Genomic DNA, 19,254 nt, shown 5'->3' with positions numbered 1-19,254 from the left:
TGCTTAGGAGCAATGGTCAATGGATAACTCAAATATAGAAAATCCTAATGAGGAAGCAGAGGTAAAAACTAAGCCAAAATCAAAGAGTTCTAAAAAATCTGCCCTTGATTTCAAAAAGTATACACAACAAATTTGGCTGGCTGGATTGGGTGCTTTTTCACGTGCGGAAGAGGAAGGAAATAAATTATTTGACTCTCTAGTCAAGGTGGGCGAAGAGTTAGAGTCGAAGACGGTTGACTTTGCTGATAGTACTGTTGTGAAGGTTACTGAGAAAGCCAAAGAGTCAGTCACTGATACGAAGGACAAAGTTGAGAAAATTTTAGATACAGGTGTGAATCATTCGCTCAATCGTATCGGTTTAGTGACACCAAAAGACCTCCAACATATCGAACAACTTTTAGTTCAACTACACATCAAAGTTGATGCATTAATTGAAGAAAACAACCAGTTAAAGAGCAAATTGAATAAAAAGTAAAAAAATTATTGGCGCTCGTCTGTTTATGTCGTATTTCAGTATTTATTTTGGCTAAAAAGCCTTTCTAGTATTGCGTTCTCCCCTAAAGCATTGCTATAAAGGCGGCATGGCCTTTTAAACTATAGCCTTGGATCTTAACAAACGATATTAAGAGGATATTTTTTATCATGAATAAATCAGAATTAATTGATGCGATTGCTGAAAAAGGGGGAGTATCTAAGTCGGATGCTGGTAAGGCACTCGATGCAACAATTGCGTCAATCACTGAAGCACTTAAAAGCGGTGATACGGTTACTTTAGTTGGTTTTGGTACATTTAGCGTTAAAGAACGTGCTGCACGTACTGGTCGTAATCCTAAAACAGGTGAAGAGCTTCAAATTAAAGCAAGCAAAGTACCTAGTTTTAAACCAGGTAAGGGTTTAAAAGATTCAGTTGCGTAATCTTTTTAAATCAAAAAAACGCACCATTTTGGGTGCGTTTTTTATTTATTGAATGAAATGCTTTATTCAGCATTCATTCGCTTTAGTTTTTCAGTTAAAATTGCCCCGAAATAAAATATTGGAATACTTATGGAATCATTTCGTACAGTCATTAAGGGTTGGCTTGGCAAAGTCCTATTAGTTTTGTTTTTGACCCCTTTAGCGCTTGTAGGTATTGAAGGATATTTTAGTGGCAGTAATAAAGCAGACGTTGCGAAATCTGTTAATGGACGAGATATTTCTAATAAAGACTTGGAAAGTGCAACTAAAAACTATAAAGATCAATATTTATCATTGGTTAAGGGTGATGAGTCTCTTTTAAACCAGCCTGTAATTCAGCAAAAAGCTTTAGATGCACTCGTTGCGCGTTCTTTATTGCAACAACAGGCTGAAAAGTTGGGTATCTCTTTAAGTGATACTCAGCTTGAGCAAATGTTGGCGCAACAACCAAGTTTTCAAGAAAATGGACAATTTTCTCAAAAGTTATATGAAAACTACTTGCGTTCACAGGGAATGACCAATCAAGCTTTAATTGCGAGTTTACGTCAAGACCATGCCCTAAAAATGATCTCATCGACATTGTTAGATTATGCATTGGTGAGTCAGTCTGATTTGCATCAGCTTGCGAATTTGCAAACAGAACAACGTACCTTACATTTAGCAAGTATTAAGTTGGATGATCATAAGAAAGGTCTAACAGCATCAACTCAAGAGATTACAGATTACTACAACAAGCATAAAAATGAATTTAAGCAAGTTGCGAGTGTTGATGTTGATTATGTGGTTCTAAGCCCAGCATTATTACCTCAAACCAATTTAAGTGTTACTGAGGCTGATTTGCAGCAGGCTTATAAAGCATTTGTTGAAAAGCAGCAGAAAGATGCCAAACCGGAAGTTAAGCATATTTTGATTACCACTGATGCACGTGATGCAACTGCTGCGAAGAAACTTGCGGATGATGTGTATGCTAAGATTCAGGCGGGCATGGCATTTGCTCAGGCTGCTGCTCAATTTTCTGAAGATCCAGGTTCAAAGGCACAAGGCGGTTTGGTTGATGCTTATGCACCCGGTATTTTTTCAGCAGATTTTGATAATGCTGTGAAAGCACTGAAAAGTGGTCAAATTTCTAAACCTGTAAAAACTCAATATGGTTATCATATTATTGAGACAACTGCACCAGTTGCGAACGTTCCATCATTCGATGCTGAAAAACCACGTTTAACAGCAGAAGTTCAAAAAACAAAGTTGGCTAATTTGTTTAGTGACACGGTGAACAGTCTAAATGAAATGGTTGTAGGGAATGATTCTTTAGACGCAGTTGCTCAAGAAGTAAAGGGTGCTCGTGTTGAATCTGTGAATGGTGTCACCTTAACAACTCAGAACCCTTATTTAAGTGATTTGAGTGTTAAAGCTAAATTGTTTAATGATGATGTTAAAAATGGTGATCGTAACGCATCTTCTAATATTCAATTAGCAAATGGTGATACGGTTTGGATTAAAGTTCGTAATTACCATGCGGCTGGGATTAAGCCTTTAGATCAGGCGACTGCTGAAGTAAAAGTGAAAGTCATTGAAGCAAAGGCTTATAAAGCGGCTCAAGCAAAAATTGCAAAAATTTTAGCTGATTTCAAAACACAGCCAGCTGCACAAGTTGTTGCAAAATCACAAGTTACTTTTGAGGATGCAGGCACATTTGCTCGTTCGCAAGGTTTAAGACGTGCTATTGAACGTGCTGCGTTTAGTATTCCTGCGCCAACGAAAGAGGGTATGTGGTCAGCTACGACAGCAAAACTACCAAATGAGTTGGTTATTGTGGCGGTCTCTAATGTAAACACTACTGCTGCAAATGAATTACCAGCGGATCAAATGGCGGAGTTAACAAAGCTGTATCAACAGTTCCGTGGTCAACAACTCCTAGAAGACTATACTGATTATTTAAAATCACAGGCAAAGATCAAATAAGTTTGGTCTAAGCTTAAATATAAAAAAAAGCCAGTTCATAAGAACTGGCTTTTTTTTATGGGTTTGTATATTCGATTATTTTTTCTGGATGAATTTTGCTTCTTCAGATTGTGGGTATTGATTAAGCAATTTGGCTTTATATTGATTGGTTAGTGCTGTATTTTTATCGACTTCCTTAGCAATGCTATACAGTTGATACATCGCACGAGATGCCTTAGCTGAGTTAGGGTAGCGTGTAACGACAATATTATAATTTTGTTTAGCGGCCTTATAGTCTACAGGTTCAGCTGCTAAGTAAAATTCAGCTAACCAAAAATAGGCATTTCCAACATAAATCCCATTCGGGTGATTTTTAATAAAATTTTGCATCGGTTGGATGGCTTTTTTAGCACCACCTTGTTTGTAGGCATCAAGTGCAACGGTATACGCTGCTTTTTCTAGCTCGATTTGGCTATTGGTATTGCTTGTTGTGGCATTGTTTGGTTTTGGTTGTACAACTGGTGCTTGGGTTGTTGAATCTTGTTTAGTTGGTGCGGTAGAGGGTGTTACAGGGAGTGTTGTTGAAGGTGTTGTTGTTTCTGCTTTGGGTGCTTCAGTTGTCGTTGTATTCTCTGTTTCTGTGTTTTCTTCTGGTGGATCAATTTTCTGAGAAAGCAATTCTAAGCGTTGATCTAAGTCGGTATACCGATTTGCTAGTTCTTTTTTCAATTGTTCAATCGAATTATCATGTTCCTCGAGTTGACCACGTAATTTGCGTACTTCTTCTTCGAGTTTTTGGTTCTTTTGAATGAGATCCCAATTTAAGTTTGAACCAGCAGTGGAGAGGTTGGTTGTGTCTACAATGGGTTGACTTAATGCACGGGATTCAATTGGAACATTTGCATATAAATGTGCGCTAGTGAGTAAGGCAGTAAAAAGTACAGAATACTTTTTTAGCATAAAAATTCATCCATAAAGTTGAAAAAACCGTGAGCGAACAAGTCCTCATTTTTACTTGTAGCACACTAGATCTATGTTTTTGATTTAGTCATTAAAGCAGCAACTCATTTAAATGCAATAAGCATTTACAATCTTCAAGCATTTTTAAATAGAATTTATTTTTTATTGCGCATGGTTTGTACAAATTTAGGCTGGAAAAGCTGAAAGTGATATTTTCTGCTGATGAATTAATCAATTGAATCAAAAAACTACTTAAAAACAGAGACAAGTCTTGCAACAACAATAAAAATCTCTATACTTGGTCGGGCAATGGTAGCCCTGCTGGTAGCTTCGCAATTGTACTCTACGAACCCCGCCAGGACCGGAAGGTAGCAACGGTAGTAGAACTATGATGTGCCGAGGTCATGCTAGTGGGGCTGCCACCATTCATTCTTCGCTCGTTCGAGCAATCGTTTTCATAATCACATCCATATCAAAACCTCGGTATTGTAAGAATCGAATTTGTCTTGCTTTAATTTTTGGATCATGTGTGACTTCTTCTCCAAATTTTTTGACTTTGAGTTGATATGCTTGTTCAAGCCAGTCGACGTCTTGAAGTTCTTCTGTAATAAGTTCAGCATCTAATTGTTTTGCTTTTAGTACTTGTCTAATACGCTGTAAACCTTTTCCTTTTCTGATTTGGCTTGCTAATGTTAGCTCGGCTACACGTTGATCGCTTTGATAATTTTGTTGAGCTAATTCTTCAACAAGATGAGAAACTTCATCGGGATTGATCGCGTATAGATTTAACTTTGCAATCAATTCGGCTTGAGAATAATCACGACGTGTGAGTAGGGCGAAGGCATATGAACGTAATCTAGAGCCTGTCAGTGTTTTTGGTTTTTCTATTTTTTCAGAATGAAACATAATATCCTCATGAAAGAAAAACGCCCCGAAGGGCGTTTCAGTTTAGCTTTCTAAAAAATCTGGTTCTTCTTCATCTTCAGTTTGTGCGGCTTCATTGCTTTTTTTGGTAAGCAGTTGCTCGCGAATGATTTTTTCAATTTCTTGAGCCATTGCTGTATTTTCTTCAAAATGACGAATCACATTGTTTTTACCTTGGCCAATTTTATTGCCTTGATATGAATACCATGCACCCGCTTTTTGTACGATGTCTTGTTGAACTGCAAGATCAACTAATTCACCTAGTTGATTTGTGCCTTTGCCGTACATGATTTGGAACACAGCCTCTTTGAAAGGTGGTGCCATTTTATTTTTCACCACTTTAACGCGTGTTTCATTACCTGTGATTTCATCACCTTCTTTGACTTGACCGATACGACGGATGTCTAAGCGTACAGAAGCGTAGAATTTAAGTGCGTTACCGCCAGTTGTTGTTTCTGGGCTACCAAACATTACACCAATCTTCATACGGATTTGGTTAATGAAGATCACCATACAGTTTGAACGTTTTGCATTACCAGTAATTTTACGTAATGCTTGACTCATTAAACGTGCCTGTAAGCCCATGTGTGAGTCACCCATTTCACCTTCAATCTCGGCTTTAGGGGTGAGTGCAGCAACAGAGTCGACAACGATCAGATCAATTGCACCTGAGCGAACCAACATATCGGCGATTTCGAGTGCTTGTTCACCGTGGTCAGGTTGTGAAACCAATAGATTGTCAATATCTACACCTAGTTTACGCGCGTATTCTGGATCTAGTGCATGCTCGGCATCAATAAAGGCACAGGTACCACCATTTTTCTGACATTGCGCAATCGCTTGCAATGTCATGGTTGTTTTACCTGAAGATTCAGGACCATAAATCTCAATGATACGACCTTTAGGTAATCCACCGATCCCTAATGCGATATCGAGGGTTAAAGAACCTGTAGAAACCGCTTCAACTGCTTGTACAGTATTATCACCTAAGCGCATCACGGTATTTTTACCAAATTGCTTTTCAATTTGGCTCAAGGCAGCTTGGAGTGCCTTACTTTTATTATCATCCATCTCATAACCTCAAAACTTTATCTTCTTAACGACTAACCCAAGTGGATGTATTGAATCTCAACTTGTTGGGACTTGGGTATAGTGGCAGATTCTAGTTGTATATTCCACATCTGATCTGTGTCAGTACGACACAAGATGACGCATCCAAATTAGAAAATTTTATTCATCATGATATGACCATGATTGTACATTTTCTTGTTTAAAACGATTGATATCACGACGATCTTTTTTGCTTGGTCGGTGATCAGGTCGGGCTAGATTATGCAATTTTCGTTGTGATGCATGCAACTCTCTACGTTCAATACTTTCTGTAGTTTCTTCATAAAGTAATTGGGCTGCGGGCGCACCACCACGTATAGTAGAGAGTGCTTTCACAACCACAGTTTTTTTCTCAAAACCCTGCTGAATAGTGAGTTCCATTCCGATACGTACATCTCTAGAAACTTTAACACGGTCATTGTTGTGATGGACTTTACCACCTTCAATGGCGGCTTTGGCAATCGAGCGTGTTTTAAAAAACCGTGCAGCCCAAAGCCATTTATCAATGCGCATGGCATCCATGTTGTCTGATTCATGCTGTTTTGGCATCTGTTACCTGTAAGTTGGTGTCAAGATAATCAAAGAGATTGGTTAAATGATCAAGTGATGGGTACGCTACTTCCGTGGCGAGTCGAGCGGGTTTAGCACTAGATGGTTGTAAAATGCTAAACAGTTGGGTAATACCAAAACGCTCAGCGCCTTGGAGTACTGCAATCGTATCATCAATAAATATTGCTTGAGCTGGATCAAATGGATGTACTTGTTGTAACTTTTGCCAAAAAGCGATTTCTTCTTTGGCGTGCCCAAGCTCTTCACTACTGATCATGACTTCAAAGTAAGGGCTAAGTTCGACATTTTCAAGCTTCAGTTGTAAGCCTGCTCGATCGGCATTGGTCAGTAACCAACAGCGATAGCCTTGAGCTTTGAGTTGTTCTAATAATTCATGGCAACCTTTGCGTGCACGAATTTTCTCACGATGCTCATATTGTAGTTGTAAAACATCAACACCAACTTTAGCTGTCCAATACGCCGAAGAATACCAAGATAGTGTATGCTTATGTTGTTGGTAAAATTGGAATAGTGTCTGTTGGCTTTGCTCTAAACTGCATTGATGTATTTGCGCATGTCGTTCAGGCAAACAATGATTCCAAATGAAATCATCAAAGGCTAAATCAAGTAAAGTACCATCCATGTCAAACATGGCAATAGGTTGCTGCTGTAAATCTGAATATGACATAAGGCTGATCTATGTTTATTAAAACGTGTGCCCCACAAGATTCCTTTATTTTGAAACTTGTACCAATCATGGCGCAGGCAACTCAAATATTATTGGAAGAATATCAAAATTATTGTGCAGGTGGTGATTTTAATATTCAGGAAAAAAGTGATGATTCACCTGTGACTCAAGCAGATTTAAAGGTAAATCGCTTTTTGTTAAAGCATTTGGCTGAATTTACACCTGAGTTACCTGTGTTGTCTGAGGAGAGTGATTATTCAGCTCGACAAGCGTGGCAGTGTTGTTGGATGCTTGATCCTTTAGATGGAACGAAAGAGTTTATTCATGAGCGTGATGAGTTTACGATTAATTTAAGTTTGATCGAAGGCAATGAGACGACCTTTGCAATTATTTCTGTGCCATGTGAGCAGGTCATGTACATTGGTTATCAGTCACAGTTGCCTTATAAATATAGTTTTAGCCGTCAAGAGTGGTTTCAATATCAGGTCGAAGAACATGATTTGGCAACACCGCTTCAAATTGGTTTGAGTCATAACAGTAAGAATCCGAAGTATAAAAATTTTATTGAGCCGATTTTGCAACATCGGACTGTGGAGCGACGTGAAGCGGGCAGTGCTTATAAATTTTGTATGATGCTAGAGGGTGAAATTGATATTTATCCACGATTTCATCCAACCTCAGAGTGGGATACCAGTTCAGGGCAGGCATTGTTAGAAAGTATCGGTGGTGGTTTGATGACTTTAGATGGGAAACCATTTCAATATAATCAGCGTGAAACGGTATTGAATGGTGGTTTTATTGCTTTTAGAGATCAGTATTGCAAAAAAATTGCTTATGAGGCCTTGGCGCATTCAGGCATTTTAGATTGAGTCTTGTGGTCTGCATGGTATAGTGAGCTAAATTTAAGCTTGTATGTGAATATGGCCCTGCATTTATTGCCCAAGAGCATGTTTGAAGCAATTGATCTACTCCCAGACGCTTCAACACCTGTCACTTTGTTTACTCGTCACTCTTTACGTGAGTTGGTGAATGGGCAGGGTTTTGCTGGTTATGACTTGCAATTAACGGAGCAAGGACGAGATTTGGCTTATGCGTGGGGGCAGTATTTAATCAATAATACCGACCGAGCGATTCAGCACTGTATTTCAAGCCCGATTCAGCGTTGTGTAGATACTGCTGCATTAATGATTCAGGGTGCAGATGGTATTCACGAGGCAGTAAATACGCATACGATCGAAATTGTTGAACAGCGATTATTGGTAGAGCCAGGAAGCTTTGTATTAGATATTCAGCAGGCTGCACCTTATTTCCGCCAGCAGGGCGCGTTAGGGTTTATTAATAGTTTTGTGAATAATGCTTTGCCAGGAATGAAACATCCTATAACAGGTGTATTTGATGTATTGGAATTACTCTATCACACACACCCGACTCAGCATCAAGGTTTAAGTTTAGCGGTGAGTCATGACACGATACTTGCTGCGATCGTAGCGGTGATTTCAGGTCAAAATCAAATAGAGAAGTCTGATTGGCCTGAGATGATGGAAGGTTTATTTGTGTGGTTTGAAGGGGAAGATTTTAGTAATAGTAAGTTAAAATGGATTTGGCGTGGTCAAAAACAAGAGCTTGTTATTAAAGATTTTCAAAACAAATAATATTCTGTTTGATAAGTGTGTTTTAAAAGATAAATAATAACGAACATCTGAATGAAAAATTCAAGACAATAAAAAAGCCCGAAAATTCGGGCTTTTTTATATACATCAAATTAGTTAGCTAATGCTTTAATTTGAGTATTTAAGCGACTCTTATGACGAGCAGCTTTGTTTTTGTGAATGATGCCTTTATCAGCCATACGGTCGATTACAGGTACAGCTGTTTTATAAGCTTCTGAAGCAACAGCATAATCACCAGCAGCGATCGCATTTACAGTACGTTTGATATAAGTACGAACCATAGAACGTAAGCTTGCGTTGTGTTTACGCGCTTTAACGTTTTGACGAGCACGTTTTTTAGCTTGAGCAGAGTTTGCCACTCGTGCACTCCTTAAAAATAAGTTGGTCTGGGCGGGCGCTGAAGTTAAAACCAAAGAAATATTGGTAACATTCACCAGCCCGTAAACAAGTGCCATATTTTGAGGAAAGTAAGCCCCGAAGTCAAGCCTTGTGACACTTTTAAGTACATTTAACAGGTGATAATCTTATAAGAAAACGTTACATTAAGCCTAATCATAAGTTGGAATAAATAAAAATGAGCATAGGCGATAAAAAGGCAATTATTATTGGTGCGACAGGTCTAGTCGGTGAAGCGCTTGTAGATAAATTACAACAGTCTAATGACTTTAATTTGATTACTGTTGTTGTGAGAAAAAAATCTGATAAATTAAAATCTTATAGTAAGGTTTCGCAACTTATTCTAGAAGATTTTTTATTGTTGAATGATGAAGATGTCAGCGCTCATACACATGCATTTAGTTGCTTAGGTAGCACGATCAAACAAGCGGGATCGAAAGACGCATTTTATGCAATTGACTATGAAATTAATGCTCATTTTGCTGATCTGATTCAGGATAAAAATATTCATTTATTGGTTGTTAGTGCATTGGGAGCGAATGCTAATTCACCAGTTTTCTATAATAAGGTTAAAGGTGAACTAGAGAATTACTTAAAAAGTTTGTCAATTTACAAGCTCTCAATCTTCCAGCCTTCATTGTTAATTGGTAAACGAAGCGAAGTGCGTGTATTGGAAGATATGGCACAAACGGTATTTAAATTTGTTGAAAAAACATGGACTAAACCGTTTAAATATAAGCCTGTAACCGCAGAGCAATTGGCGCATACTATGCTAAGTGCGGCTCAGACTCAGACAGCAGCATTCAAGCTGTACGATAATTTGATGATACAACAAACCCAATAATGGAGACTTTCAGTGACAACGATTCCTTTTGTAACTTGTGATTTGTTAGATGATAATCCTGAGAAAGACTTACAAGTGGTAACACCATCTTTAGATGGTAAGTTTTTTAAAAGTTATGGTGCACGTAAAACTTTTGGTGGGCAAGTTGTCACAGTAAAGTGTTTTGAAGACAACTCTCGCGTTAAAGAACTTTTGGCAACGGATGGTGCAGGTAAAGTATTGGTTGTCGATGGCGGTGCATCTATGCGTTGTGCTCTGATGGGGGATTTAATTGCTGAGTCCGCAGTGAATCACCATTGGAATGGCGTTGTGATTTATGGTTGTGTACGTGATGTGGATGCAATTGCAGAACTTGATTTAGGTGTACATGCATTGGCAGCAATTCCACAAAAAAGTAATCGTAAAGGCATAGGTGAAGTGGATATTACACTGTATTTTGGTGGTGTGACGATCAATTCTGGCGATTATATCTATGCGGATAATAATGGCATCGTGATCGCGAAAGAAAAACTAGTTGACTGCTAAAGGATAGCGATATGCTCAAAATGGCGAACCATCAATTCAAGGTTTTACAATCTGTTGTTGCCACACTAATTGAAAGCGGAAGAGGTGTGATGGGAACACCACAACCAAACCAGCCAGTGAAAGCGCTAAAGCTTTATGAGTTTGAAGGTTCACCATTTTGTCGTCGTGTTCGTGAAGTTGTTACGTTATTAAATTTAGATGTGGAAATTTATCCATGTCCGAAAGGTGGTCAAAAATACCGCCAAATCGTTAAAGAAAAAGGTGGTAAAAGACAGTTTCCATTTTTGATTGATGAAAATACAGGTGATCAACTCTATGAGTCACAAGAGATCATTCATCATCTGTTCAAACACTATGGTAAAACAGGGAAAACGCCGAAAAAATTTAGCCATTATCCAAAACTTCCTTATGTTTCGGCTTTAGCATCGATTGCCAATGCAGCTCGTGGTGTATCGATTAATAAAAAAATTATAGATCGAGCAGCACCAGCACAATTGCTCGAATTGTGGAGTTTTGAGGCAAGTCCTTATACACGTTTGGTTCGGGAAGTTCTGACCGAGTTGGAAATTCCGTATATTTTGCATAATGTTGCTAAAGAACGTTGGCAAGATATGGGGCCAGCAATCTTGCGTTTAAAACCTGGTCAATATATTCCATTACCGAATGGAAAACGCGAAAAGGTTGTTGAAGTGATGGGGCGAGATATTCAAGTGCCATATTTGATTGATCCAAATACAGGTGTGAAGATGTTTGAGTCAGCGAAGATTGTCGATTACTTGAAAAAGCAGTATGGTTAATGAATTACAGAAAAGCATCTTTTAGAAGATGCTTTTTTTATCAGCGTCGTAGCTGGTTGCTTCTCTGATGTATTTAGCTGTTTAATACAATCGAAAATATAGTGATGTGATTTATAAATGTTAAGCCAACTGACCAATCTATTCAAAAGCACCAAAGAGACGCCTGAGCAGTTATTTTTAAAAGAACATGCTTTATCATTTGATGTAGAGAAGGGCGCGATTCTGAATGGCATGGTGTTGAATGAGTTGGGCTTTCGTTTGGAATACTTTTCTAATCGAAAATTAGACCGATTTGATGATTTAGAAAAGCTATTTAGGATTGCACTACAAATTAATGAAAAGATTGATTTAGAATTGCACTCACAGCGATTTGTTGAGCGCTTGGGAAATACAGAAGAAAATCTGAAAGAGTTAAAGCAAATAATTAAAGTTTTAAATGACTATTATGTGAAGTTTCAAAGACCAAGATAAGCTAAAATATTTTTATGAGTTTTAATATATAAATAAAAAAGCTGAATCATTTGATTCAGCTTTTTAGTATGCAAGCTAACGATTATTTTTCAATAATAGCCGTTACACCTTGACCACCAGCAGCACAGATCGAAACTAAGATACGACCTGAACCTTTTTGGTTTAAGATTTTCGCAGCAGTCGCGATGATACGACCACCAGTCGCAGCGAATGGGTGACCCGCAGCTAAAGAAGAACCTTTAACGTTTAACTTGCTACGATCAATTGAACCTAAAGGTGCATCTAAACCTAAACGCTCTTTACAGAATTTCTCATCTTCCCAAGCTTTCAAAGTAGAAAGTACTTGTGATGCAAATGCTTCGTGGATTTCATAGTAGTCGAAATCTTGAAGAGTAAGACCAGCACGCTCAAGCATACGTGGAACTGCGTAAGCAGGCGCCATCAGTAAGCCTTCTTTCTTACCAACGAAATCAACCGCAGCAGTTTCAGAGAAAGTTAAGTAAGCAAGAACTTCGTGACCATTTGCTTTAGCCCATTCTTCAGAAGCTAAAAGTACACATGATGCACCATCAGTAAGTGGTGTAGAGTTACCCGCTGTCATTGTTGCAGCTTCGCCTTTACCAAATACTGGTTTTAATTTTGCTAATTTCTCAGCAGTAGAGTCAGCACGTAAGTTGTTGTCACGGCTTAAACCTAAGAATGGCGTGATTAAGTCATCGAAGAAACCTTCTTCGTATGCTTTTGCCATTTTTTGATGAGAAGCAGCAGCTAATTCATCTTGAGCTTCACGAGCAATGTTCCATTCTAAAGCGGTAATTGCAGCATGATCACCCATAGCAAGACCTGTACGTGGCTCACCATTTTTAGGTGCATCCATAAGATCTTTAACATTGATTTTTGCTAAAGCTTTTAAGCGGTCTTTACCTGTTTTAGCAATGTTAAGCTCAAGTAAAGCTTTACGTAAACCATCACCAAAAGCGATTGGCGCATCAGAAGTTGTATCCACGCCACCTGCGATACCCACTTCGATTTGACCTAAAGCAATCTTGTTTGCAACAAGGAATGCAGCTTGTAAACCAGTACCACATGCTTGTTGAAGATCAAAAGCTGGTGTTTCTGGTGCGAGTTGAGTATTCAACACACATTCACGTGTCATATTGAAATCACGGCTGTGTTTTAATACCGCACCAGCAACGACTTCACCTAAACGTTGACCTTGGAGGTTGAAACGCTCAACCAAACCGTTTAACGAAGCTGTAAACATGTCAATGTTAGAAGCTGTAAAATAAGCGCCGTTAGAGCGAGCGAAAGGAATACGGTTACCGCCGATAATGGCAACACGGCGAACAGTGTTTTGGCTCATGGTTTTATCCTGTTGAACAGAAGGTTTGGTTGTTTTTGATGGTGCTGCTTTTGTAGATGTAGAAGAAGCAGTTGTTTTCGTACTACGACCTGTAGAACGAGGACGAGTCGTTTTAGTTGTCGTACTTGCTGCTTTCGAAGTTGTGTCAGCACTTTTACCAGTAGTAGAAGTTGCTTTTGATGTATTTGACACAGTTTCTTGAGCAGAATTCTCGACTGCTGGATTTTCTTGAGTTGTTTTGCTCATAAGGCTTTTCCAAGCATAATTGCGATATTCTTGGTGTAAACAATATCATATTTCCAATACTGCTGTATTGACTAGAATGACGCTTTAGACCACATTCAGGTCAAGACATCCAGACATGAACTCAAGTATGATTTGCTGTGAGTCAATCAAACATTAATTTCATGTTATATCCCGAACATGGTTCAGGTGTTTGTAAAAAATTCATTTGTATGAGAGATAATAATCATGACCGATCAATACCAAGCATTTACACAATCACCTTTGGGTAAATTTGTTGTAAAAAATTTAGGTTTACCATCGCCAGTTAGCTTAGATCGTTTTGAAAATGCCCAACCTGTTGTAAATGGTGCAGTATTGCTTGGCGCAGCACCTTCAAGCACAATTTCTGCTTCTATTGCTCAAATTCTTAGCAATATCCATGCAGATAGTTATGTCGGCAATAATGTTGAATTACAACAAACAGCTGCAAAAGTAGGTTTAAATCTTCGCCCTTTAAATGCGGATGATAAAGAGTCTAAATTTAAAGCAGTTGTATTTGATGCTTCTGGTATCCAAGATTCTGAACAATTAAAAGCGTTGTATAACTTTTTTAATCCAATCGCTCGCCAAATTTCAAGTTCAGGTCGTGTGATTGTAATTGGTACAACACCTGAAACGGCTAAGACTGTAAAACAAGCAATTGCACAACGTGCGCTTGAAGGTTTTGTGAAGTCTGCTGGTAAAGAATTCAAAAAAGGTATTACTGCTCAAGTGGTTTATGTAGACCAAGGTGCTGAAGCAAACTTAGAATCTACTTTACGTTTCTTAATTTCGCCACGTTCTGCTTATGTATCTGGTCAAGTGATCCGTATTTCTAAAGCAGAAACAGTGAAATTAGATTGGGCTAAGCCACTTGCAGGTAAAACTGCACTCGTAACAGGTGCAAGCCGTGGTATCGGTGAAGCGATTGCACAAGTATTGGCACGTGATGGCGCGCATGTGATTTGTTTAGACGTTCCACAACAACAAGCTGATCTTGAGCGTGTTGCGGGTTCAATTGGCGGTTCAGTATTGGCAATTGATATTACTGCTGCTGACGCTGGCGAGAAAATCAAAACTGCTGCGGCTAAACAAGGCGGTTTGGATGTGATTGTTCACAATGCTGGTATTACTCGTGACAAAACTTTGGCAAACATGAAGCCGGAGCTTTGGGATCTAGTCATCAACATTAACTTGTCTGCAATTGAACGTGTTAACGATTACTTACTTTCTAATGATGGTTTAAATGCAAATGGTCGTATCGTTTGTGTATCATCAATCAGTGGTATCGCGGGTAACTTGGGTCAAACCAACTATGCAGTGTCTAAAGCAGGCGTAATTGGTTTGGTTAAATTTACTGCACCAACATTGAAGAATGGTATTACGATCAACGCGGTTGCACCAGGCTTCATTGAAACTCAAATGACTGCTGCGATTCCATTTGCGATTCGTGAAGCAGGTCGCCGTATGAACTCAATGAACCAAGGTGGTTTACCTGTAGATGTTGCTGAAGCAATTGCTTGGTATGCTTCTACTGGTTCAACAGGTGTGACAGGCAACGTTGTTCGCGTATGCGGTCAAAGCTTGTTGGGCGCTTAAGCGTTAAACGTTTTGAAGAGGGGTGCTTGTGCATCCCTTTTTTATAAAAATATAGAAAGGTTCATTATGAATACACGTCATTTTAGTCAATTACCAAAACCTTATTTAGCTTATCCAAAGGTCATTCAAGGTTTAATTTTTAAAAAGCCAAAAGGCGAAAAAGTATTGCCACAAGTTGAATACGTGGTAGATACACTTAAAGTTGATACAAAACATTTAGAAAGCTATAACGAAGTGTGTGGTTTTAAAAATGATGGTTTTGTCCCTGCAATTTATCTAGCTGTGTTGTCCCAAAGCTTGCAAATGCACATGATGACCAGCGAAGCATTTCCATTCGCAATTTTAGGTTTGGTACATATTCGTAACCAAATCAAACAAACACGTAAAATTGGTGTAAATGAGCAAATTACCTTGTCATGTAAATTTGGTGAACTTCAGCCACATGATAAAGGTTTACAGTTTGACTTCATTACCACAGCAAAAGTTGGTGGTGAAGTGGTGATGGAAAGTTTGACGACTTATTTATCTCGTCAAAAAACTGAGAAAAAAGCTTCTGAAAAATCGAAAGAATCGAAAGAGCCTGCATATCAACCAAAAGCAGAATGGAATATTTCTGAGAATACTGGCCGCCGTTATGCCTTGATTTCAGGTGATTTTAACTTGATTCATATTCATGCTGTCACAGCTAAAGCCTTTGGTTTTAAACAAGCGATTGCACATGGCATGTGGAGTAAGGCAAAAGCTTTGGCGAGTATTGAGTTACCTGCGGCTTATGAAGCAGATGTTTGGTTTAAATTGCCGATGTATTTACCATCAACTGTTGAGTTTTTAACAGCTGCTGAATCAAAACAAACTGACTTCTTGATTCGTAACGTTAAATCTAAAAAGCCGCATGTTGCTGGAACAGTAAAAGCACTTTAATACTGAATCGTATGGTTGAGTCAGCCCTTTTGTTCGCAAGAGGGTTATTCTAAAAAATATAAATATCATAAGGATATGTGCATTGATTAAAGAGATTTTATTTGCCGATACGCATAACTATCATGGCAATGTTGATGAGCGTTTTATTGACTTAGCAACCCAATTCAGCCGTTTGCAAGATGCACGAAGCCATCAGGGTGGTGCTGCGTTGGTGGTTTATTTCAAAGGTCAGAAAGTTGTCGATATTTTTACAGGCAAGAAATCTCAAGAAGAAGATTGGCAATCCAATACTTTGACAATGTGCTATTCCACAGGCAAAGGAATATTGGCAACACTTGCACATATTTTAGTGAGTGAAGGCTTACTTGATTATGATCAGCCAATTGCACATTATTGGCCTGAGTTTGCCCAAAATGGTAAAGCGAATATGACATTGCGTCATGTTTTATCGCATCAGAGTGGTTTATTCGATATTCGTAATACGATTGAGACAGCAACAGAAATGTTGGATTGGTCGCATATGTTAGAGGTAATGGCTGCTGCTACGCCACGTTTTGCAGCAGGACAAAGCTTTGCTTATCAACCGTTGACTTATGGTTGGCTCGTGGGTGGGGTGATTGAAAAGGCAGCAAAACAGCCTTTAAGTTGGTTAATGCAACGTTATCTAGTGCAACCACTTGAGTTGGATGGCGCATATTTTGGTACGCCAAGCTCTGAATTGCAGCGAGTTGCGCGTTTACTTGAAAAACCTAAAAAGCCATCTACACCTAAGCCACAAGTTAAAAAAACAGATCAACCGCGTAAAGCCTCATTGTCAGAAAAGTTTTTAGAACTTTCAGGACAAAGCCCACAAGATTTCCAAGATGCGATGATTCCAAAAGGCATGCGTAATTTTAGCTTCTATAGTGATGCGGGTTTACAAGCTGTTATTCCTGCGGCAAATGGTGTCTTTACTGCTGATAGTTTGGCTAAAGTCTATGCGATGCTTGCCAATCAAGGGCAGTGGAATGGTCAACAATTGATTCGTTCAGAAGTGTTTAAGCAGTTAAGCACCGTACAATCTAAAGCACGTGATCGAATAATGCCAATTCCAATGCATTGGCGTTTAGGTTATCACCGTATTTTGACGATGGGCAAACGTGCGCCACATGGTTTTGGTCATGTTGGTTTTAATGGTTCAGGGGCATGGTGTGATCCAGACCGTGAATTGAGTTTTGCTTATACACATAATTTTAATATTACCTCTGCAACAGGTGATTATCGTTTATGGGGTTTAAGCCAAGAAACACTACGCTGTGCAGATGCTATTTTAAATGGGCGGAAAGGCTGGTTTTAATTTAAGATAAATCAGCGAAATAGAATTAGGTACTTAGATGAGTAAATTTGTTGATGCTTGCATTCAGTTAAAAGTGTTATTGAATGCTAGTCAGGGCAAACCCATAGAATTCCCATCAGGAGTAGTTTATGAGTTTCATCTAATCAAATTATATACCCTTCAAGAAATCACCTCTTTTGAATTAAAATTTAACCTCATACTTCCTGATAGTTTTAAGTATTTTTTATCAGAGGTTGGGGCTTCTCAGCTTTATGTTGATAATTTTGGTTTGGGTTTTGATTTTATACCTTTGGATGAAATATATAATTTTTCCTCTGACGTTTTTTTAGAGATGAAAAATCCATTTCCTCAATTATTTTTGTTCGCTTCAAATACTGGTAGAGGGGATGTTATAGGTTTTGATTTAAGAAAAGCAATATCGGATAAAATGTCTATATTTTCCCATGAAGATGATCCTGAAACTTGGTTGGATGATACAGAGCGTTGGTCTACTTTTGAAAATTGGCTAATTCAGCTAGTATCTTCTGAGGCTGAAATTGACTTAATTTAAAGTATTTTCTTATGGATCTTTGTTTATATATTTATCCATTAAATACGGATGATCGACTTAGATGGTATGATGGGAAGTGGAAACACTAAAGTCAGATTTATTTATAAGTCATAAACATATAATTACAGTGAATATATACAATTTGGAAAATAATGATTTTTGATCTAGAAATAAAACTACCTTGTTCATGTTGTGGTGCTGGGGAACAAGTTCGAGTTGCACAGTCAATAGTAAGTGGTGATTTGAGATGGTACGTATCTACAAATTGTACTGAATGTGGTCAATGTATGGAAGTAGATGGGTTGGGGCTTCCACCTCAAAATATTCGTAAACAAATACTTGATATATCTGGATCTTGGACGATTATGTTGAATGATGTGAAATCGATTCCAAGAGTTATTAAAATTTTAAGAGATCATCTATATATTAATACCAAAGATGCATTATTAGTTTTACGTATGCAAGAGAATAACGGGATATTTCAAGGTACAAGAACAGAGGGGATGTGGTTAGCTGATTTACTTAGAAAAGCAGGCGAAGTACCTTTACTTTTGCTTGTTACTTAACATTTCTCATTTATCTTGAATTTAATTTGCTAACATCATCCATCTGAAATAGAAACAAATCGAGTCTTGGACTTTGTAAAAATGGTACTTTCATTTTTATTTCACTTATTTAGGTTTTGTTTTTGAATAGTTCTGCTTGAATAATCGCGTCAGTATGTCTTTTAAAATCTACCTCATTTAGACCCTTCAAACCCAGTTTATAAATACCTTCTAACCCACAGACAAAAGCAATCAATCGCCAAGCAATATCATGACTATTCGTGTCAAATTGAAATTCCCCTTGAGTTTGACCTTCATCAATCATACGCACAATAGAGCAATGCCAATCTTGCATTGCAATATTATAGGCTAGTTTGATTTCTTGATCCTGATCAATTAAGACTTCGGCTTCATTCCATAGTCGTAAATAGGGCTGAATCTGCTCAATATTTTCGCATCCAAGTAATAATGAGAGACGTTGTAAATAATTTGTTGTATTAACTTGGCTTTCAATCTCATCAAGTTGCTGCATAAGCTTAATAAATGCTTCTGCTTTTAGGTGTGAGTTAGATGCAAAGTGATGGTGGACTTGTCCTGTTGATGTTTGAGCTTCAGTTGCAATACGGCGAACGGTCATCGCAGAGAAACCTTCGTGCAAGGCAACATGCATGGCTGCTTGTAGAATCATTTCACGACGTTGTTCTTTATTTAAATAAGCCATACTTTTCAGCGCCTTAGACGATAGTCACAAACACGAACAAAATAACGTATATTTTTAAATTGGACAAGTGTCCAATTCTGACTATAATAACGCCAACTTGAACGTATGTCCAATTTAGAGAAATTT

22 protein-coding genes and 1 other RNA gene are annotated in these 19,254 nt (G+C 38.3%); 15 read left to right on the top strand and 8 right to left on the bottom strand.

Annotated features, from left to right (window positions below; genetic code table 11):
• Positions 1 to 19 precede the first annotated feature (19 nt).
• From MMP60_RS14560 to MMP60_RS14550, 3 genes are all read left to right on the top strand, one after another.
• On the top strand, positions 20 to 475 hold the full coding sequence (locus MMP60_RS14560) for a phasin family protein (RefSeq protein WP_241337066.1): 456 nt from the start codon (positions 20 to 22) through the stop codon (positions 473 to 475).
• A gap of 167 nt (positions 476 to 642) precedes the next feature.
• On the top strand, positions 643 to 915 hold the full coding sequence (locus tag MMP60_RS14555; RefSeq protein ID WP_004661469.1) for an HU family DNA-binding protein: 273 nt from the start codon (positions 643 to 645) through the stop codon (positions 913 to 915).
• Positions 916 to 1,044: 129 nt separating this feature from the next.
• The gene (locus MMP60_RS14550; RefSeq protein WP_241337065.1) at positions 1,045 to 2,916 is read left to right on the top strand and encodes a SurA N-terminal domain-containing protein; all 1,872 of its coding nucleotides are present in this window, start codon (positions 1,045 to 1,047) and stop codon (positions 2,914 to 2,916) included.
• Positions 2,917 to 2,991: 75 nt separating this feature from the next.
• Here MMP60_RS14550 and MMP60_RS14545 read toward each other — a convergent pair whose 3' ends face one another.
• Positions 2,992 to 3,855 (bottom strand): YbgF trimerization domain-containing protein, encoded by an 864-nt coding sequence (locus MMP60_RS14545; RefSeq protein WP_241337064.1) that lies wholly within the window; start codon positions 3,853 to 3,855, stop codon positions 2,992 to 2,994.
• 319 nt (positions 3,856 to 4,174) lie between these two features.
• On the opposite strand from MMP60_RS14545, the gene ffs reads away from it, so the two are divergent.
• An RNA gene (ffs, locus tag MMP60_RS14540) (signal recognition particle sRNA small type) lies at positions 4,175 to 4,271 on the top strand.
• Positions 4,272 to 4,281: 10 nt separating this feature from the next.
• Here ffs and MMP60_RS14535 read toward each other — a convergent pair.
• The 4 genes from MMP60_RS14535 to MMP60_RS14520 form a co-directional block, all read right to left on the bottom strand.
• Positions 4,282 to 4,761 (bottom strand): regulatory protein RecX, encoded by a 480-nt coding sequence (locus MMP60_RS14535; RefSeq protein WP_241337063.1) that lies wholly within the window; start codon positions 4,759 to 4,761, stop codon positions 4,282 to 4,284.
• 42 nt (positions 4,762 to 4,803) lie between these two features.
• Positions 4,804 to 5,850 carry a recombinase RecA gene (gene recA / locus MMP60_RS14530; protein ID WP_241337062.1) on the bottom strand — a complete coding sequence of 349 codons (1,047 nt, stop codon included), beginning with the start codon at positions 5,848 to 5,850 and terminating at the stop codon, positions 4,804 to 4,806.
• Between the two features lie 159 nt (positions 5,851 to 6,009).
• Entirely contained in the window at positions 6,010 to 6,438 is a 429-nt protein-coding gene (locus MMP60_RS14525) for a S4 domain-containing protein (protein WP_241337061.1), read from the bottom strand.
• Entirely contained in the window at positions 6,422 to 7,126 is a 705-nt protein-coding gene (locus tag MMP60_RS14520) for an HAD-IA family hydrolase (RefSeq protein ID WP_241337060.1), read from the bottom strand. Before MMP60_RS14520 ends, MMP60_RS14525 begins: the two co-directional genes overlap by 17 nt.
• An 11-nt stretch (positions 7,127 to 7,137) precedes the next feature.
• On the opposite strand from MMP60_RS14520, the gene MMP60_RS14515 reads away from it, so the two are divergent.
• The gene (locus tag MMP60_RS14515; protein WP_241337059.1) at positions 7,138 to 7,995 is read left to right on the top strand and encodes a 3'(2'),5'-bisphosphate nucleotidase CysQ; all 858 of its coding nucleotides are present in this window, start codon (positions 7,138 to 7,140) and stop codon (positions 7,993 to 7,995) included.
• Positions 7,996 to 8,046: 51 nt separating this feature from the next.
• Positions 8,047 to 8,778 carry a histidine phosphatase family protein gene (locus MMP60_RS14510; RefSeq protein WP_241337123.1) on the top strand — a complete coding sequence of 244 codons (732 nt, stop codon included), beginning with the start codon at positions 8,047 to 8,049 and terminating at the stop codon, positions 8,776 to 8,778.
• Between the two features lie 110 nt (positions 8,779 to 8,888).
• Here the strand turns inward: MMP60_RS14510 and rpsT are convergent, their stop codons facing one another.
• Entirely contained in the window at positions 8,889 to 9,155 is a 267-nt protein-coding gene (gene rpsT / locus MMP60_RS14505; RefSeq protein ID WP_018678046.1) for a 30S ribosomal protein S20, read from the bottom strand.
• 215 nt (positions 9,156 to 9,370) lie between these two features.
• Here rpsT and MMP60_RS14500 point away from each other — a divergent pair, with 215 nt between their 5' ends.
• The 4 genes from MMP60_RS14500 to MMP60_RS14485 all read left to right on the top strand — a co-directional run bounded on the left by MMP60_RS14500 (position 9,371) and on the right by MMP60_RS14485 (position 11,829).
• Entirely contained in the window at positions 9,371 to 10,036 is a 666-nt protein-coding gene (locus MMP60_RS14500) for an NAD(P)H-binding protein (protein WP_241337058.1), read from the top strand.
• 12 nt (positions 10,037 to 10,048) lie between these two features.
• Positions 10,049 to 10,561 carry a ribonuclease E activity regulator RraA gene (gene rraA / locus MMP60_RS14495; RefSeq protein WP_241337057.1) on the top strand — a complete coding sequence of 171 codons (513 nt, stop codon included), beginning with the start codon at positions 10,049 to 10,051 and terminating at the stop codon, positions 10,559 to 10,561.
• Between the two features lie 11 nt (positions 10,562 to 10,572).
• Positions 10,573 to 11,358 (top strand): glutathione S-transferase N-terminal domain-containing protein, encoded by a 786-nt coding sequence (locus tag MMP60_RS14490; RefSeq protein ID WP_241337056.1) that lies wholly within the window; start codon positions 10,573 to 10,575, stop codon positions 11,356 to 11,358.
• Positions 11,359 to 11,475: 117 nt separating this feature from the next.
• Positions 11,476 to 11,829: a hypothetical protein gene (locus MMP60_RS14485; protein ID WP_241337055.1), complete on the top strand. Its 354-nt coding sequence runs from the start codon at positions 11,476 to 11,478 to the stop codon at positions 11,827 to 11,829.
• Between the two features lie 82 nt (positions 11,830 to 11,911).
• Here MMP60_RS14485 and MMP60_RS14480 read toward each other — a convergent pair whose 3' ends face one another.
• Positions 11,912 to 13,438 (bottom strand): acetyl-CoA C-acetyltransferase, encoded by a 1,527-nt coding sequence (locus tag MMP60_RS14480; protein WP_241337054.1) that lies wholly within the window; start codon positions 13,436 to 13,438, stop codon positions 11,912 to 11,914.
• Positions 13,439 to 13,663: 225 nt separating this feature from the next.
• Between MMP60_RS14480 and MMP60_RS14475 the strand changes: the two genes are divergently transcribed.
• The 5 genes from MMP60_RS14475 (at position 13,664) to MMP60_RS14455 (ending at position 18,428) form a co-directional block, all read left to right on the top strand.
• The gene (locus MMP60_RS14475; RefSeq protein ID WP_241337053.1) at positions 13,664 to 15,055 is read left to right on the top strand and encodes a 3-oxoacyl-ACP reductase; all 1,392 of its coding nucleotides are present in this window, start codon (positions 13,664 to 13,666) and stop codon (positions 15,053 to 15,055) included.
• Between the two features lie 66 nt (positions 15,056 to 15,121).
• Entirely contained in the window at positions 15,122 to 15,976 is an 855-nt protein-coding gene (locus tag MMP60_RS14470; RefSeq protein WP_241337052.1) for a MaoC/PaaZ C-terminal domain-containing protein, read from the top strand.
• A gap of 82 nt (positions 15,977 to 16,058) precedes the next feature.
• Positions 16,059 to 17,312, top strand: a complete 1,254-nt coding sequence (locus MMP60_RS14465) for a beta-lactamase family protein (protein WP_241337051.1) — start codon at positions 16,059 to 16,061, stop codon at positions 17,310 to 17,312.
• Between the two features lie 37 nt (positions 17,313 to 17,349).
• Positions 17,350 to 17,862 (top strand): SMI1/KNR4 family protein, encoded by a 513-nt coding sequence (locus tag MMP60_RS14460; protein WP_241337050.1) that lies wholly within the window; start codon positions 17,350 to 17,352, stop codon positions 17,860 to 17,862.
• 152 nt (positions 17,863 to 18,014) lie between these two features.
• On the top strand, positions 18,015 to 18,428 hold the full coding sequence (locus MMP60_RS14455) for a hypothetical protein (RefSeq protein ID WP_241337049.1): 414 nt from the start codon (positions 18,015 to 18,017) through the stop codon (positions 18,426 to 18,428).
• A gap of 109 nt (positions 18,429 to 18,537) precedes the next feature.
• Here the strand turns inward: MMP60_RS14455 and MMP60_RS14450 are convergent, their stop codons facing one another.
• Positions 18,538 to 19,128, bottom strand: a complete 591-nt coding sequence (locus MMP60_RS14450) for a TetR family transcriptional regulator (protein ID WP_241337048.1) — start codon at positions 19,126 to 19,128, stop codon at positions 18,538 to 18,540.
• Between the last annotated feature and the right edge of the window lie 126 nt (positions 19,129 to 19,254).

The organism is Acinetobacter sp. ANC 4805 (assembly GCF_022549495.1).
Lineage (GTDB): Bacteria > Pseudomonadota > Gammaproteobacteria > Pseudomonadales > Moraxellaceae > Acinetobacter.
The sequence above is the reverse complement of the archived record's forward strand: the minus strand, read 5'-3'. Positions and strand labels throughout refer to the sequence as shown.

Excerpts from the sequence above, each read along its gene's own strand:
- MMP60_RS14560 (WP_241337066.1), top strand. The coding sequence starts at position 20 with ATGGATAACTCAAATATAGAAAATCCTAATGAGGAAGCAGAGGTAAAA.
- MMP60_RS14555 (WP_004661469.1), top strand. The coding sequence starts at position 643 with ATGAATAAATCAGAATTAATTGATGCGATTGCTGAAAAAGGGGGAGTA.
- MMP60_RS14550 (WP_241337065.1), top strand. The coding sequence starts at position 1,045 with ATGGAATCATTTCGTACAGTCATTAAGGGTTGGCTTGGCAAAGTCCTA.
- MMP60_RS14545 (WP_241337064.1), bottom strand. The coding sequence starts at position 3,855 with ATGCTAAAAAAGTATTCTGTACTTTTTACTGCCTTACTCACTAGCGCA.
- MMP60_RS14535 (WP_241337063.1), bottom strand. The coding sequence starts at position 4,761 with ATGTTTCATTCTGAAAAAATAGAAAAACCAAAAACACTGACAGGCTCT.
- recA (WP_241337062.1), bottom strand. The coding sequence starts at position 5,850 with ATGGATGATAATAAAAGTAAGGCACTCCAAGCTGCCTTGAGCCAAATT.
- MMP60_RS14525 (WP_241337061.1), bottom strand. The coding sequence starts at position 6,438 with ATGCCAAAACAGCATGAATCAGACAACATGGATGCCATGCGCATTGAT.
- MMP60_RS14520 (WP_241337060.1), bottom strand. The coding sequence starts at position 7,126 with ATGTCATATTCAGATTTACAGCAGCAACCTATTGCCATGTTTGACATG.
- MMP60_RS14515 (WP_241337059.1), top strand. The coding sequence starts at position 7,138 with ATGTTTATTAAAACGTGTGCCCCACAAGATTCCTTTATTTTGAAACTT.
- MMP60_RS14510 (WP_241337123.1), top strand. The coding sequence starts at position 8,047 with ATGGCCCTGCATTTATTGCCCAAGAGCATGTTTGAAGCAATTGATCTA.
- MMP60_RS14500 (WP_241337058.1), top strand. The coding sequence starts at position 9,371 with ATGAGCATAGGCGATAAAAAGGCAATTATTATTGGTGCGACAGGTCTA.
- MMP60_RS14490 (WP_241337056.1), top strand. The coding sequence starts at position 10,573 with ATGCTCAAAATGGCGAACCATCAATTCAAGGTTTTACAATCTGTTGTT.
- MMP60_RS14485 (WP_241337055.1), top strand. The coding sequence starts at position 11,476 with ATGTTAAGCCAACTGACCAATCTATTCAAAAGCACCAAAGAGACGCCT.
- MMP60_RS14480 (WP_241337054.1), bottom strand. The coding sequence starts at position 13,438 with ATGAGCAAAACAACTCAAGAAAATCCAGCAGTCGAGAATTCTGCTCAA.
- MMP60_RS14475 (WP_241337053.1), top strand. The coding sequence starts at position 13,664 with ATGACCGATCAATACCAAGCATTTACACAATCACCTTTGGGTAAATTT.
- MMP60_RS14470 (WP_241337052.1), top strand. The coding sequence starts at position 15,122 with ATGAATACACGTCATTTTAGTCAATTACCAAAACCTTATTTAGCTTAT.
- MMP60_RS14460 (WP_241337050.1), top strand. The coding sequence starts at position 17,350 with ATGAGTAAATTTGTTGATGCTTGCATTCAGTTAAAAGTGTTATTGAAT.
- MMP60_RS14455 (WP_241337049.1), top strand. The coding sequence starts at position 18,015 with ATGATTTTTGATCTAGAAATAAAACTACCTTGTTCATGTTGTGGTGCT.
- MMP60_RS14450 (WP_241337048.1), bottom strand. The coding sequence starts at position 19,128 with ATGGCTTATTTAAATAAAGAACAACGTCGTGAAATGATTCTACAAGCA.